Source organism: Streptomyces durocortorensis, assembly GCF_016901035.1.
GTDB classification, from domain to species: Bacteria; Actinomycetota; Actinomycetes; order Streptomycetales; family Streptomycetaceae; genus Streptomyces; species Streptomyces durocortorensis.
In genome coordinates this window covers 1-13,810 of the sequence record NZ_JAFEUF010000190.1, presented here as the reverse complement: position 1 = coordinate 13,810, position 13,810 = coordinate 1, and the positions used below count along the sequence as shown (strand labels likewise).

11 protein-coding genes, 1 tRNA gene and 1 pseudogene are annotated in these 13,810 nt (G+C 66.0%); 11 read left to right on the top strand and 2 right to left on the bottom strand.

The features are described from left to right. From JS521_RS27010 to mycP (JS521_RS26990), 5 genes are all read left to right on the top strand, one after another. A partial coding sequence (locus JS521_RS27010; RefSeq protein ID WP_239487879.1) for a molybdopterin cofactor-binding domain-containing protein occupies positions 1-1,041 on the top strand: 1,041 nt, incomplete at its 5' end. A 217-nt stretch (positions 1,042-1,258) separates the two neighbouring features. After that, positions 1,259-1,717: a DUF2563 family protein gene (locus JS521_RS27005; RefSeq protein ID WP_205085575.1), complete on the top strand. Its 459-nt coding sequence runs from the start codon at positions 1,259-1,261 to the stop codon at positions 1,715-1,717. Between the two features lie 60 nt (positions 1,718-1,777). Continuing rightward, positions 1,778-3,208 carry a hypothetical protein gene (locus tag JS521_RS27000; RefSeq protein WP_205085574.1) on the top strand — a complete coding sequence of 477 codons (1,431 nt, stop codon included), beginning with the start codon at positions 1,778-1,780 and terminating at the stop codon, positions 3,206-3,208. A gap of 23 nt (positions 3,209-3,231) precedes the next feature. Beyond that, positions 3,232-4,605, top strand: a complete 1,374-nt coding sequence (mycP, locus tag JS521_RS26995) for a type VII secretion-associated serine protease mycosin (protein WP_205085573.1) — start codon at positions 3,232-3,234, stop codon at positions 4,603-4,605. A 209-nt stretch (positions 4,606-4,814) separates the two neighbouring features. Further along, positions 4,815-6,191, top strand: a complete 1,377-nt coding sequence (gene mycP / locus JS521_RS26990) for a type VII secretion-associated serine protease mycosin (protein ID WP_205085572.1) — start codon at positions 4,815-4,817, stop codon at positions 6,189-6,191. 147 nt (positions 6,192-6,338) lie between these two features. Here the strand turns inward: mycP (JS521_RS26990) and JS521_RS26985 are convergent. Beyond that, positions 6,339-6,457 (bottom strand): annotated as a pseudogene (locus JS521_RS26985) (IS5/IS1182 family transposase); the annotation flags it as partial. Between the two features lie 578 nt (positions 6,458-7,035). On the opposite strand from JS521_RS26985, the gene JS521_RS26980 reads away from it, so the two are divergent. The 5 genes from JS521_RS26980 to JS521_RS26960 all read left to right on the top strand — a co-directional run bounded on the left by JS521_RS26980 (position 7,036) and on the right by JS521_RS26960 (position 11,962). Beyond that, positions 7,036-7,470, top strand: a complete 435-nt coding sequence (locus JS521_RS26980) for a hypothetical protein (protein ID WP_205085571.1) — start codon at positions 7,036-7,038, stop codon at positions 7,468-7,470. Between the two features lie 17 nt (positions 7,471-7,487). After that, the gene (locus tag JS521_RS26975) at positions 7,488-9,803 is read left to right on the top strand and encodes a DUF6571 family protein (RefSeq protein ID WP_205085570.1); all 2,316 of its coding nucleotides are present in this window, start codon (positions 7,488-7,490) and stop codon (positions 9,801-9,803) included. Positions 9,804-9,829: 26 nt separating this feature from the next. Next, positions 9,830-10,456, top strand: a complete 627-nt coding sequence (locus tag JS521_RS26970; RefSeq protein WP_205085569.1) for a hypothetical protein — start codon at positions 9,830-9,832, stop codon at positions 10,454-10,456. Then, positions 10,453-11,124 carry a hypothetical protein gene (locus JS521_RS26965; protein WP_205085568.1) on the top strand — a complete coding sequence of 224 codons (672 nt, stop codon included), beginning with the start codon at positions 10,453-10,455 and terminating at the stop codon, positions 11,122-11,124. The genes JS521_RS26970 and JS521_RS26965 overlap by 4 nt, the downstream gene beginning before the upstream one ends. A 67-nt stretch (positions 11,125-11,191) precedes the next feature. Continuing rightward, positions 11,192-11,962, top strand: coding sequence for a hypothetical protein (locus JS521_RS26960; RefSeq protein WP_205085567.1), 771 nt, complete (start codon positions 11,192-11,194; stop codon positions 11,960-11,962). Between the two features lie 132 nt (positions 11,963-12,094). Here JS521_RS26960 and JS521_RS26955 read toward each other — a convergent pair. Then, positions 12,095-12,169, bottom strand: a tRNA-Cys gene (locus tag JS521_RS26955). A 253-nt stretch (positions 12,170-12,422) separates the two neighbouring features. Here JS521_RS26955 and JS521_RS26950 point away from each other — a divergent pair. Continuing rightward, the coding region (locus tag JS521_RS26950) for an MFS transporter (RefSeq protein ID WP_205085566.1) at positions 12,423-13,810 on the top strand (1,388 nt) is incomplete at its 3' end.

The following is a 13,810-nucleotide window of genomic DNA, read 5'->3' as shown; positions in this document are numbered from 1 at the left end:
CCCCGGGCGTGCGCCTTGGGGGCGGCGGACCGCCGGAGCCTCCCGGGTCGTGGCGGGGAGGCCCGGGGGCGCGCGGGGGAGCCGGGGGCGGTGCGCCGGGGCGTGGGTTACGGCCTGGGCATGGTGCACATGCTGGGCGCCGAGGGCACGGACGAGGTCTCCACGGCCACGGTGAGGGTCCACGACGGCGTGGCCACCGTCATCTGCGCGGCGGTAGAAACGGGCCAGGGCTTCACCACCCTCGCCCGCCAGATCGTCCAGGAGACCCTGGGCGTCGAAGAGGTCCACGTAGCGGCGGTGGACACCGACCAGCCCCCCGCGGGCCCGGCCACCCACGGTCGCCACACCTGGGTCTCCGGCGGGGCGGTGGAACGCGCGGCGAAGATGGTCCGCACCCAGCTCCTCCAGCCGCTGGCCCACAAGTTCGGCATGTCCACGGAGCTGCTCCAGATCGCCGACGGGAAGATCACCTCGTACGACGGCGTGCTCTCCACCACGGTCACGGAGGCGCTGGACGGCAAGGAACTCTGGGCGACGGCCCAGTGCCGCCCGCACCCCACGGAACCGCTGGACGAGTCGGGCCAGGGCGACGCGTTCGTCGGGCTCGCGTTCTGCGCGGTAAGGGCGGTGGTGGACGTGGACATCGAGCTCGGCTCGATCCGCGTGGTCGAGATGGCGGTAGCCCAGGACGTGGGCCGCGTCCTGAACCCGGCCCAGCTGGCGATCCGCATCGAGGCGGGCATCACCCAGGGCATCGGCGCGGCCCTCACGGAGAACCTCCGCACCGCGAAGGGCCTGATCCGCCACCCCGACCTGACCGGCTACGCGCTCCCGACCGCGCTGGACGCCCCCGACATCCGCATCGTCAAACTGGTCGAGGAACGCGACGTGGTGGCCCCGTTCGGCGCGAAGCCGGCCTCGGCGGTCCCGGTCGTCACGGCCCCCGCCGCGGTGGCCTCGGCGGTCCGCTCGGCGACGGGCCGCCCGGTGAACCGACTCCCCATCAGACCCCAGGCGGCGGTGGCAACGCCCAAGCCCTGACTGGCTCGTTATCGCCGTCGGGGCGGTGTGATGCGCATTGCACGTGCAATCAAAGGGTGCGAGCTGTCACCGATGCTGGCTACAGTGATCCTCGAAGCTGTACCAGCAGGGCAACGGGGAGGGTGTTGTGGCGACGGGAGAGGGCTCCGAAGGGGCCGGCTCCTCCGGGGGGCTCTTCGGGGGATTCATTGGGGGCGCCGTCGCTGCGGCGCAGAACATGGTTTCGGACCTCTACACGGAGCTGGAATCCTTCACCAAGTTCCGTGACCGTATCGACGAGATACTGGTGGACCTGAAGGCTTCACCGGCGGACGCCAAGAAGCTGGGCGAGATGTCCATCAAGGACAGCCAGTTCGGCGACGTGGGGTGGCCGGAGGCAAAGGGCATGTTCGCCTCGTACGAGAAGGTCGTCGGCGAGCTGGAGACCCTGTCGAAGCTGCTCTCGGACTCCATCGAGGGCATGAGCATCGCGGTCCTGGCGTCGCACAAGGGCTACGACAACCTGGACCAGGACATCCGCGACCGCATGCTCGCCATCAAGTCGGGTGTGGAGGAGCACTATCCGAAGCCGGACAAGTCGGAAGTGCCTGCGACCAAGCAGAGTGGTGACCGCCCGGCAGAAGCGCCGTCGTCCAGCGGCGACACCTCGGGCACAGATGGACTCTCATGGGAATAGTGATCACGCGTAAGGCACCGGACCGGATGGGGGAGCGGGATGGCTAGCGGGTTCGAAGGCATGACCCACGAAGAAATGCTGAAGTGGCTGGACCAGGCCAACAGCGGTGCGGTGCGTGGGGCCGCAGACCGGCTGAAGTCTGCGGCCGAGGAGATCCACAAGATCGCCGAGGAGCTGAAAGTCCGTCCACAGATCGTGAAGTGGAGGGGCGACGGCAGCGAAGCGTTCCGCACCTGGACGGCGAACCTGGCGAACGAGACCTTGCGCCTCGGCGACTACAGCGAGGGCGCGGCCAAGTGGCTCACGCAGGCATCCCACGCGATCACTCATGCCAAGACCACCATTCCCCGCACCATCCACAAGGGCGCGGAGGCGAACCTCGAAGCGGCGCTGGAGGCGAGGAACGACCCGGACGCTGCGGCCATCGCGAGAAAGGCGGAGGCTCAGATCGCAGCCAACGACTCCGCCCGCCAAGAGGCTGCGCAGCGCATGAAGGCTCTGTCGGAGGCGTACAACCAGTCCTCGACGGAGATGGGCCGGTTGGAGAAGCCTAATTTCCCACCTCCGCCGCTGGCGATCGTGCCGAGGGATGAGACCAACTACGGCGGCACTAGAAGCATTGGTCCAGCTGCGTCGGGCGGTAGCAGTTCCTCGTCGAGTGGCGAGATGTTGGGCCCCGTATCTGGGGCCGACGGGAGCGTGACCCGAGGTGGTCCAGACGTAGGTGCGATCAGGCCCCCTACGTCGGCGTCACCGGTAGTTCCTCCAGTCGAAATGGGTATCAATAGCGTCGCGACTCTTCCCGACGCGCCTGCGCTGCCGTCAGCGACTCCGGTTCAGGGACAGCCTGGTGGGGGGAGGTCCGACGTCGGCCCTCCGCCTGTTGTAGGTGGAGCTCCTCCGATCCTCAACAAGGGTGTTATTCCGCTGCCGCCGACGAACGGCTCGGGCCGGCCGGTAAATGCCGTGAGGCCTTCTCTGGCTATGCCAGGTCAAAACGGTCTCGGTGGCGGGCAAGCCGGACGCCCTTCTCCGGCCAACGGCATCGTCGGCGGCCGGCCTGCCCCGCAGGCCACAGGGCGGCCGGTGGGTGGCCTGCCGCGCGGGCTGGTGGTCGGCGGCGAAGGCGCTCACGGTGGTCGTGCACCGATGATGCACGCGCCGGGCGGTGCAGTTGGAAGCGGCCAGAGCGGCATCGTCGGCGGACGTCGACTCGCCGGCGAAACAGGTGGAATGGTGGGTGGCCGCCCTCAGCAGCCCGGCCAAACCGGTGCACGGCCATTCACGCCCGGAGGCACGGGCCTGGTACGAGGAGCAGCGTCAGGCGAAGGTGCACGCAGCACGGGTGCGATGGGGCGAGGTGCCGTGGGCTCGCAACGTGCTGGCGACTCACGTCGGAACGAGGGCAGCGAGAGGCCTGACTATCTGACGGAGGACGAAGAAACGTGGCAGCAGGGATCCCGGCGCGTAGTGCCGCCAGTTATCGACTGACCAACACCTGGTAAGGGAAACGCATGCCCATCGGCAGTCAGCGAAAAGTGCACAACCATGCCGTTCTCGTATCGGTGATCGGACTGCTGGTGGGTAGTGCTGCACCGGCTCATGCGGATGCCGTGAGGTCGATGCAGTGGCACCTCGATGCCATGAAGGCTGAAGAGATGTGGGTCATGAGTACCGGGGCGGGAGTCACGGTGGCGGTGATCGATACCGGTGTCAATGAATCCGTTCCTGACCTGCAGGGCCGTGTACTCAAGGGCAAAGACCTGGCATTGAGGGCCCCGGGAGACGAACACACCGATCCGGATGGTCACGGTACAGGGATGGCGGCACTGATTGCTGGAACAGGCAAGGGGAATAAAGGAGGTGGCGCTTTTGGGCTGGCTCCGGGAGCGGAGATCCTACCGATTCGCATGACCCCTGGAAGTGAGTTGAATAACCAGGCGGAGGGGTTGCAGGACTTCAATAGAACTGTGCCAGAGGGAATTCGGTACGCTGTCGATTCTGGCGCGAAAGTCATCAATCTTTCTCAGGGGGCCGAGAAGGGGTCGCGGAACCTCGATGAGGCTGTGAAGTACGCCCTGGGCAAGGGGGCGCTGATCTTCGCTGCTGTCGGAAATGATGCAGAAAAGGGAAACAAGGCCATGTACCCAGCATCCACTCCAGGAGTAGTGGGCGTCGGCGCGATCGGCAGAAATCTCAAGAAGGTCGACTTCTCTCACTACGGATCTCAGGTCGATTTGTCCGCTCCGGGCGAAGAAATGGTTCACGCCTGTAGCAGCGAGACAGGCTTCTGCGAGTCCTATGGCACGAGCACCGCCACCGCCATCGTCTCCGCCTCCGCCGCCCTGATCTGGTCCAAGTACCCGAACTGGACGAACAACCAGGTCCTTCGAGCCATGCTCAATACGGCCGGTGGCCCGACCAGCGGCGCCAAGCGCAACGACTACGTCGGCTATGGCGCAGTGCGTCCTGGGGCGGCGTTGACGAAGCCCGGCGATCCAGGTCCAGCCGATGAGTATCCTCTCCCGGACCTGGCTGAGGCAGAGGCTGCAGCGAAGAAGAAGCCCTCCGCGGAGCCGTCCAAGCCTGTCGACGGCCCAGCGAGGTCTCTAGACCCTGCCGCAGCCGCCTCGGGTGACGACGGCGGTGGTGACACGGGCCTTTGGGTCGGCCTGAGTGCCGGGGCAGTGGCGCTGGCGGGTGTGGTATGTGCCTTGTTGGTTGTCCGGCGCCGGCGTGCTGCCGCCGCTGCTCCGACGGTTCCGCAGGCCTATCCACCCCCGCACTCTCAACCGCTGCCTTCTCCCTACGGCTCACCACCGAACAGTCCGTACCCCAATACGTCCTACGGGCCTCCACCCGGCCAAGGGTCGGGCCCCGCTGCCTGAAAGGGTCGAGCCGGTCCTTGCGGAGGGGGTGCGTACAAGGCAATGGGGTGAGCTATGGGTTCCGCAACCCACTGATGTCTCACGCATGGGTGAAGGTGAGAGGCCTGATTGTGTGCTGCGGTGGACCAAGAGATTCTGCAGCAGAATGCCCGCCATGCCGTGTCGCCGGTGATCGGCTGAGCAGCAAGAATCTAGAAAAAGGGAATGGAATGCGTGCCAGTAGTGCAGCCGTTGCCCGGCGTGGGGCCGTCCTGTCAGTCGTTGCGGCACTGCTCCTGGTAGGCGCTACCTCTGCACACGCTGATTCCGTTCGTTCTGGTCAGTGGCATCTCGATGTGATGCGTGCCGAGCAGATGTGGAAGACCAGCACTGGCGAGAATGTCACTGTTGCTGTGATCGATTCAGGCGTGGATACTTCAGTCCCTGATCTTCAGGGGCGCGTCCTCAAGGGGAAAGACCTGGCGACAGACTCTCCGGGAGGCGAGCATACGGACTACGCCAATCATGGAACGGGGATGGCTGGACTCATTGCTGGAACCGGCAACGTCGGCGGTAGGGACGGTGCTTTCGGCCTGGCCCCTGGATCCAAAATTCTCCCGATTCGCGTCAGAGATAGTACGGGTAAAGTTAATGGTGCGACTGGAGATAAATATTTCAACGATGACTTGTCGGCGGCAATTTTCTTTGCTGTGGATCGGGGTGCCAAGGTCATCAATGTTGCTCTCGGCGGTGAGGCCGGATCGCAACGGTTGACGGATGCCGTGAGTTATGCCCTCGATAAAGGATCGCTGATCTTCGCAGCTGTGGGCAACAGTGGAGATAAGGAAAACGCGCTCGAGTATCCTGCCGGGACTCCGGGTGTTGTCGGTGTGGGGTCCGTCGGAAAGAATCTTCGAAGGGCGGAATCCTCTCAGTACGGACCGCAGGTTGATCTTGCAGCTCCAGGCGTGGACACCGTTCACGCATGTTCTGGAGGAACCCAGTTGTGTAAGGGCAGCGGCACTAGCCACGCAACCGCTCTCGCCTCTGCCTCGGCGGCCCTCATCTGGTCGAAGTATCCGGACTGGACGAACAATCAGGTTCTGCGGGTCATGCTGAACACTGCGGGCGGTCCCGTCAGTGGCAAGGAGCGGTCGGACGGGATCGGTTACGGGATTGTTCGTCCGCGTATTGCGCTCAAGACGCCTGGGGATCCCGGGCCGGCAGATGTGTACCCGCTTCCGGATCTCGCCGCAGCGGCGTCCAAGGCGCCTTCCCCGCAGCCCTCTAAGGCCGCGGATGGTGCTCAGGACAGCAAGGAACCGGCTGCCGTGGCCACGGGTGAGGGCGGCGACACCGGGCTCTGGCTCGGCCTCGGAGCTGGCGCGGCCGTCATAGTCGTTGGCGTCGCCACTGCGCTAGTGGTCCGTTCCCGTCGGCGAGAGGCTGTTGCGGCGCAGGCTCCGCCAGCGTGGCAACAGCAGCCGTATCCGCACCAACAGCATCTGCAGCCGCCGCACTCTCCCTACGGTTCACCGCCGAGCAACTCGTACCCCGACGCTCCCTACGGGGCTCCTCCCGGCCGAGGCCCCGGCTCCGTCGGCTGAAGAGCGTGCCAGGCCTCTGCTCGGCATGATGTCGAGTGATGGGATGCGCGGTGCTCCCGGGATGGGCCGACACCACGCTCGGTTTCTGCCCATGTCGTGACCGGTGCACAGTTTGACCATTCCCTGGTCAGCCAGATGCTTCGCCCAGTAGGCGGGATCGGCGGGAACTGGGCACCCTGCCGTTTCCAGTTCCGGATGATTCGGTGGGTCCGGGCAGCGGTCAGGTCGTGTCCTCGGCCCAGCACTAGGGGTGGGATCTTCAACAGGCGGAGTTCCCGGCGTACCCCCTCGTGGCTGCCGAGGAGCATGAGGGCCCAGTCCAGAAGTGCCTGCTGCAGGTCGAGTGCGGCAGGAGAGATGACCGACGAGGCCCCGAGCAACGCGGTGGAGACCTCACGTCCTCGGTCAAGGCTCCCTGGATGCCCGCTTGTTACGTGTCACGGCACCCGTCACCTGATCAGTGGGCTACGCGGAGAAGCTCAGTGTGCGACCAGCGCATGGTGCTCTGTTCTGTGATGGGACGCATTATGGCGGAATTCAAGCCTATTCATTTGGCCGAAACGAAGTCTTTTATCGCGTCAATGCAGCCTCTGTAGGTAGTGCTGCCTGCTCTTCCTGGGGGCGTGGGGCAAGAGTCTTACGGGTGGTAGTTGGCTGGGATTGGCGTCGCTCGCTGGGTGGCAGGGGAGTTGCGAGCCGGAATCGTCCCCTCCCGTGTGGCGGAGTTGCGAAGACCGCGTGATTCGCGGCGATCCGATCGATGCCAGGTCGCTAGCATGGGAATTCATGTCGGGTGAAGTCGCCAAGGTTTCGAAGGACTTCGCAAGTGGCCACAGGGGAACTCATGACGTTCCACGCAGAATGGTCAACGCTTCGCGCTGAATCGACCCAAAGGGTTGATATGCGCCTTAATGGCGTACCTGCCGAATCAGGAAGTTCGAAGGGCCCGTCCAAAGCTGACCTTGCCGTCAACGATGACGACCTTGGCGCCATCGGGCATGACGCGTACGAGCTGCGCACGCGGCTGTCGAAGGACGGCGATCACGCCCGGCCCGCGACCTTCGACGCGGCCATCGCGCTCACCAACGGCAACTTCGTGAGTGGGTCCGGGCTGCTGAAGGTTCACGACCGCTGGCAGACACACCTCAAGACGCTCCTCGACGCCTGCGCGCAGATCTCGAACCACCTCGACTACTCGCAGGCCGCCCATCACCAGGACGACGTCGAGATCGTCGGCAAGCTGCTCAGTGTCTCCAAGCTCAACGAGTATCTGAAGTAAATCACGGGGGAGTTGGCGTGCTGAAGTACGAGGACATCATCGACGCACCGCTCGGCAAGCTGAAGGAGGCTGCCGACGACTGGTCGGAGATAGTCACCAAGCTGCAACGCCTGGCCGAGGTGGCTAACGACGGCATGAAGGTCAAGGCGGACAAGGCCGAGTGGGAGGGTGCGAACGCCGGCGTCACCAAAGGCTTCATCGGCAAGACCGCGAAGGAGTTCAAGGACGCGGTTGCCGAGGCCAAAGGCGTCAAGCTCGTCCTGGAGGACGCGCACACAGCCTTCAAGAAGGCCAAGGATGATCTAGTGAACATCCGCGAGGTAGAAGGGCGCGAGGCGGGCATCCATGTGGACGCCAAGGGCAAGGTGACGGCGCGTAACCCGGTGTCCGAGAATAACGCTGCGCGGCACGATCCCGACTTCACTAAGTTCCTCCAGCAGGAGAGGAAGAACATCGAGTCGTGGCAGAAGAAGATCGACTTGATCGTGGACAACTGCAACGACACCGACGTCGCTTTCAGGAACGCTCTTGAGGCCAACGTCACGGAGGGCAAGGACTTCAGTAGCCCGAAGTACAAGAATCTGGACCAAGAGGAAGCCGCCCGTGCGGCCGACCTTGCGCGCAAGGGACGCGACCTCACGCATGCCCAACTTCAGGCGCTCAATGAACTGCTGCGTGACAACGCCAGGTCACCAGAGTTCGCCAAGGGCTTCTACGAGAAGCTCGGCCCGGAGAAGGCGATCACCTTCTTCGGGCAGCTCGCCACGGACACGCACGACATCACCAAGGTCGACAAGGAGCGCTTGGCGGACGTCCAGGCCCTCCAGCGCAACCTCGGCCTCAACCTGGCCACCGCCTCGCACGACAAGGCGTTCACGGCGGAGTGGGGGCCGGAGCTCCGCAAGATGGGTACGGAACGCTTCCCGCTCGCCAAGAACGACAGCGGCGGGCCGTTCGGCTACCAACTGCTCGGCGGCATCATGCGGTACGGGAACTACGACCCCAAGTTCCTCAACCCCATGGCGGAGCATGTGGTCCAGCTGAGGCAGAAGGACCACGACTTCTTCTACGCGTCAAAGGGCGTGCCCGGTGGGCCGGAGAATCCGTTCAATCCCTCAGGTGTCAACGGCTCCGGCTATGACCCGGTGAACAGCATGCTGGAAGCCCTGGGGCACAGCCCGGAGGCGGCAAAGCAGTTCTTCTCTGCCGAGCCCACCGCGTACAACGAGGACGGCACCCTGAAGAGCGGTGACGCTGACCTCGGAAAGAACAAGGACGGGGAGGAGATCACCAGTTACCTGGACTTCTTCCAGAACGAGGACTACGACCCGTTCTTCGACATTGCGAGCCACCACCCTGACGACGTGAAGAAGTCCACGCAGTACATGCCCGACGCGCTCGGCAAGGCCTTGGAAGCGGCGACCATCGGGCACGCCTGGGACGACCCCTCACCCACGCTGAAGCGCGACGAGGTGACGGCGGGCATCATGAAGAATGTGATCGACAGCTACGGATCGGACTCGGGCCTCCTCGGCCGGCATGAAGCGCTCAAGGACAGCTTGGGTCGTATGGGGGCTGCGTATATCGACGACCTGAATTACTCGACATACAACTTCGGGTCGGCTGGCGACGAACTCGGGCGGGACGAGCTGTTCGCGAACAGCAGCGATGGTTCCGAGCGGACCGATTTTGGCGAAGCTGCGGCGCGCCGGTTCATGGGCGTGGTGGCGGCCGATGAAGAGGGCTGGAAGACGTTGTCTTCGGCACAGCAGGTGTACGAGGCAAGCGGGCTGAAAGCCTTCGGGACCGAGCGCCAGGATCTCGGATTGCACTTCGGATACGGCGGGGCAAAGGTGCACGGGATCCTCGACGAGGCGCGCATCGAGGGCATCCATCAGCAGTTCAAGGGTGCAGAAGAAGCCAAGACGCTCGAGATGGAGAAGGCAGCCGAGTGGAGGAAGTTTGGTGTCAGTTCCGGCGTAGGCGCTGTGGTGGGGGTCGGCACTGCAGTGGTTCTGGGGCCCGCGGCAGGCGTCGTGGCCGCAACAGCAGTCCCTCTCGTCATGGATACCGCAACCGCGGCGATTGACACCGGATACGCCGGCGAGACGATGGATTACCTGAAGCAGCGCGAGTACGACAACAATGACGAAGCGTTGAGCGGGATTGAGAAATTCAAGGCCGAGGGGGAGCGGGGAGCTGTCACGCCCCTGCTCAACTATGCGGACGACATCGGGCTGTCGGTTGAAGAGAAGCGTCAGCTCAACTTGGACATTGAGACCTATTACGGGAACGGTAAGACCGCGGTCAGTGACCAGGGGAGGGTCAAGTGAGGATGCTGCGCTGCTGGAGGACCGGGGTGACGGCCATCACCTTTCTGGTCATCGGCGGACTTCTCTCAGGATGCTCCGGGGGCGAGGAACGCGCGGATTCGCCGAAACGGGGGCAGTGCGAGACGTTGCTCGGTGACGAGAACGTGGAAGCGGCCGTCAGGACGACCGGCGGCAGCGATGTCGAGGTGGGTGGGACGCCTCAAGCCGATGTGCTGGCGGAACGCCTCGTACGGGAGGCGAAGCAGTGGCAGGAGTCGGATCTGCAGCACACCTCCTACACCGGCTGCAGAGTGGACGCTTTCGAGGGTGATGAGATCAGCGGCACCGTCGATGCGTCGGTGAAGTGGTCCGCCCTCTCCTTGGGAATGATGGATAGCCCTAAGAACAGCCGGACGTGGCGTCAGGCGAACGAATCTGTCTACGTGGAAACGGAAGCGGGCCCAGGCCGCAGTCGGTTGATAGCAAAATGTGCCGTACCCGGCACCATCGACTCCCAGCCGTCCGACCTGCCACTCCAGTTCGACGTGTCGGGGACGAGCCTGGGAACGGAGCTCCGGTGGGAACTGCTCAGTGTGTTCGCTCGGTCGGTCGTGGACGAGATGGGTTGCACGAAGCCTCCCGTCATTCCTTCCACAATGCCGACATCTGCATGAGCAGGACCTCCAACCGTGGCCGCCTCGGTCTCCTCGGCGCGGTCATCGCGGTTTCCCTGGCGGCGGGTGCGGTCGGCTGTACGGACGGGGAGACTGCGGGCGCAACGCCTGACTGGTCCACGGGGCCGACGGAACTCTGTGGCGGCGAAGCGGTCTCCGTGGAGGCGGGTGAGGCGCTGAAGGTGATTACGGGGTCGTCCCGGTTCGAGGGGTCGGGACCGGAGTACACCCTCGCGCAGGCCGTGCGGGCGATGAGGGAGCGCCTCGCGTTCGCTGTCGTCGGTGACGGGGACATCTGCCGTGTCTACGGGATGAGCGCATCACCGATGGAATACATCGAGGTGACTTGGGAGCTGACCGGCGGGCCGCCGAAGGGCGAACCCGCTTCGAAGTTCACGGTGCTCCCCATGGGGGAGCGGGCCCTGACCGCTCCGGACGCCGCCGCTGTCCAGTTCGCCTGCCAGAGCGCGAAGTTGCCCGGTTCCACGCCGACTCACATCGACATTGGCGTGCAGCGCTGGTTGCCCATGGACCCCGAGGGTGATCCAGAGAAGCTGAAGGACGCCTACGCGACCGTGGTCCATTCCTTCGCCCTGGCCATGGCGAAGGAACTGCGCTGCGAGAACGATGGAGGGTTGGAGGCGCGGCCCTCACTCGACCCCGCGTGACGTGCGCAGCAGCCCCGGCGATAAGCCCGCCCGGTACCGTACCCCTTGACCAGGGGGAGGTGCCGGTGTGATTTCTGAGCCGGAGTTGGTGGGGGAGGACGGGCCGGGCTCGCCCCAGGACGTAGTGAGCGGGTTCGACGACAGGCAGGGCCCTGCGACCGGGCGGCGGCGGTGGCGCGGGGTGCTGTGGGCCGCCGGTGGGGCGGTCACGGCGTCGGCGGTGTGGGCGACGGCGGTGTTCGGGTACGGGATCGGCGGCGACCCGAAGCCGGACCTGCGGGGCTACCGGGTGGAGTCCGACTCCTGCGCTGCCGTGGAGCTCAAGGCCCTCGCCGAGGTGGTGAGGGCGACGGAGACCGAGCCGGCGGAGACCGCACTGGACGGGATCGAGCATCCGGCTCTCCATCGCATCAGGTGCACCGTCACCCTCATCCCGGCGGACGCCGCTACGCAGGACGGCGATGAACCGGCGAGGTGGACGGAGAGCTACGAGGCGTCCGTCACGGCCGAGCTGCACAAGGAGACCGACCCGCGCCCCGAGTTCGAGGCGAGCAGCACGCTGACGGAGATCGACGGCATGGAGGTGACACAGGTGGAGCGGGTACCGGACCTCGGGGAACTGGCCCATCTGCTGGTCCTGAACGACAACGTCATGCAGCTGAAGGTGGTGGATGGCGGTGCCGTCGTGACCCTCACCCTGACTGCCTGGCGTAACTATGACACGGACGACGGCGAAGAGGAGCCGCCGGACGATCCGCCGGAGTCCGAGCTGCTCGCGTACCGGGCTGACCTGATCAGCGACATGCGCGATGTGATGAAGGCGTTGAAGACGGGCTGAGATTCGGCAGCCGTGCGCGTACGGGCCTGCGAGTGCGTCGTGCGCGTACGGCCGCGCGTACGGCCTGCGCGTATACGGCCTGCGCGCACGTCGAAGGGGCCGCCCCCTTGCCTGGGAGTGGCCCCTTCGTGCTGGAGACCGTGACCGGATTCGAACCGGTGTAACTCGAGTTGCAGTCGAGCCCCTGAGCCTCTCGGGCACACGGTCGGCGGTGGTGCGGTGGTGCGGTGAGACGGGGTGTGGTGCGGCGGTGGTGCGTTCCCGTGCTCTGTCCATGACGCTACGGGCCGCCGTCCGCCGACTCAAGGAATCCGGCCGGGCCGCAATGCGACCGCCATACGCCGTTCACACCCGGGGCCTTGGGGCGGGAGAGCGGGGCTCCGGACCTACGACCAAGGGCCGAGCCCGGGACCGCATATCGACAGGGTTCAAACCGGGCCATGCCCCTTACGCTGAGGCCATGACCGCCCTCGAACCGCGTGACGGCACCGATGCCGCACGCCTCACGCCGCCCGCGACCGACGATCACTCCCCGGACCCGTTGTCCGACGTCCCCCTGGCGGCCGTCGAAGGGGTTCTCGGGCGTACCTACCGGGCGCTGAGCATCGGCATCGTGTCCGTGGTGTTCCTCATCGCGTTCGAGGCCACGGCGGTCGGTACCGCCATGCCGGTCGCTGCCCGTGAGCTGAACGGGATCCCGCTCTATGCGTTCGCCTTCTCCGCGTACTTCACCACCAGCCTCTTCGCCATGGTCCTCTCCGGGCAGTGGGCCGACCGGCGCGGGCCGCTCCAGCCGCTCGCCACCGGGATCACCGCGTTCGGCGTCGGTCTGCTGCTCTCCGGGGCGGCCACCAGCATGTGGATCTTCATCGCGGGGCGGGCGGTCCAGGGGCTCGGCGGCGGGCTGGTGATCGTCGCGCTGTACGTCGTCATCGGGCGGGCCTACCCCGAGCGGATCCGGCCCGCGATCCTGGCCGCCTTCGCCGCGAGCTGGGTGATCCCCTCCGTCGTCGGGCCGCTCGCCTCCGGGACGGTGACCGAACAGCTCGGCTGGCGCTGGGTGTTCGTCGGTATCCCGGTTCTGATTGTGATTCCGCTGGCCCTGGCCCTCCCGGCCATCCGGCGGACCGCCTCCGGGCCCGCGGACCCGGCCACCGCCGCCGAGCCGTACGACCGCCGCCGGATCCGGCTCGCGCTGGGGATCTCGGCCGGGGCGGGGCTGCTCCAGTACGCGGGGCAGGAGCTGAACTGGCTCGCCCTCCTGCCGGCCGCCGTCGGCATCGCCCTGCTGGTGCCCGCCGTCCGCGGACTGCTGCCCACCGGGACCGTACGGGCGGGGCGCGGGCTGCCCTCGGTGGTCCTGCTGCGCGGGATCGCCGCCGGGTCGTTCATCGCCGCCGAGTCCTTCGTACCGCTGATGCTGGTCACCCAGCGCGGGCTGTCCCCGACGATGGCCGGGCTCTCGCTGGCCGTGGGCGGGGCGACCTGGGCGCTCGGTTCGTTCGTGCAGTCCCGGCCGCGCATGGAAGCGCACCGGGAGCGGCTGATGGTGACCGGCATGCTGCTCGTCGCCGCCTCCATCGCCGTCGCGCCCTCCGTGCTGATCGAGGGCGTCCCGGTCTGGACCGTCGCCGTCGCCTGGGCTTTCGGCTGCTTCGGGATGGGCATGGTGATCGCCTCCACCAGTGTGCTGCTGCTGAAGCTGTCCGCCCCCGAGGAGGCGGGCTCCAACTCCGCTGCCCTCCAGATCTCCGACGGCCTTTCCAACGTGCTGCTCCTCGCCTCCGGCGCCGCGGCTTTCGCGGCGCTGGGCGGCGGGGCGGTGGGCGCGGCCGCGCACGGGGCGGT

Excerpts from the sequence above, each read along its gene's own strand:
- mycP (WP_205085572.1), top strand. The coding sequence starts at position 4,815 with ATGCGTGCCAGTAGTGCAGCCGTTGCCCGGCGTGGGGCCGTCCTGTCA.
- JS521_RS27000 (WP_205085574.1), top strand. The coding sequence starts at position 1,778 with ATGACCCACGAAGAAATGCTGAAGTGGCTGGACCAGGCCAACAGCGGT.
- JS521_RS27005 (WP_205085575.1), top strand. The coding sequence starts at position 1,259 with ATGGTTTCGGACCTCTACACGGAGCTGGAATCCTTCACCAAGTTCCGT.
- mycP (WP_205085573.1), top strand. The coding sequence starts at position 3,232 with ATGCCCATCGGCAGTCAGCGAAAAGTGCACAACCATGCCGTTCTCGTA.
- JS521_RS26965 (WP_205085568.1), top strand. The coding sequence starts at position 10,453 with ATGAGCAGGACCTCCAACCGTGGCCGCCTCGGTCTCCTCGGCGCGGTC.
- JS521_RS26980 (WP_205085571.1), top strand. The coding sequence starts at position 7,036 with ATGACGTTCCACGCAGAATGGTCAACGCTTCGCGCTGAATCGACCCAA.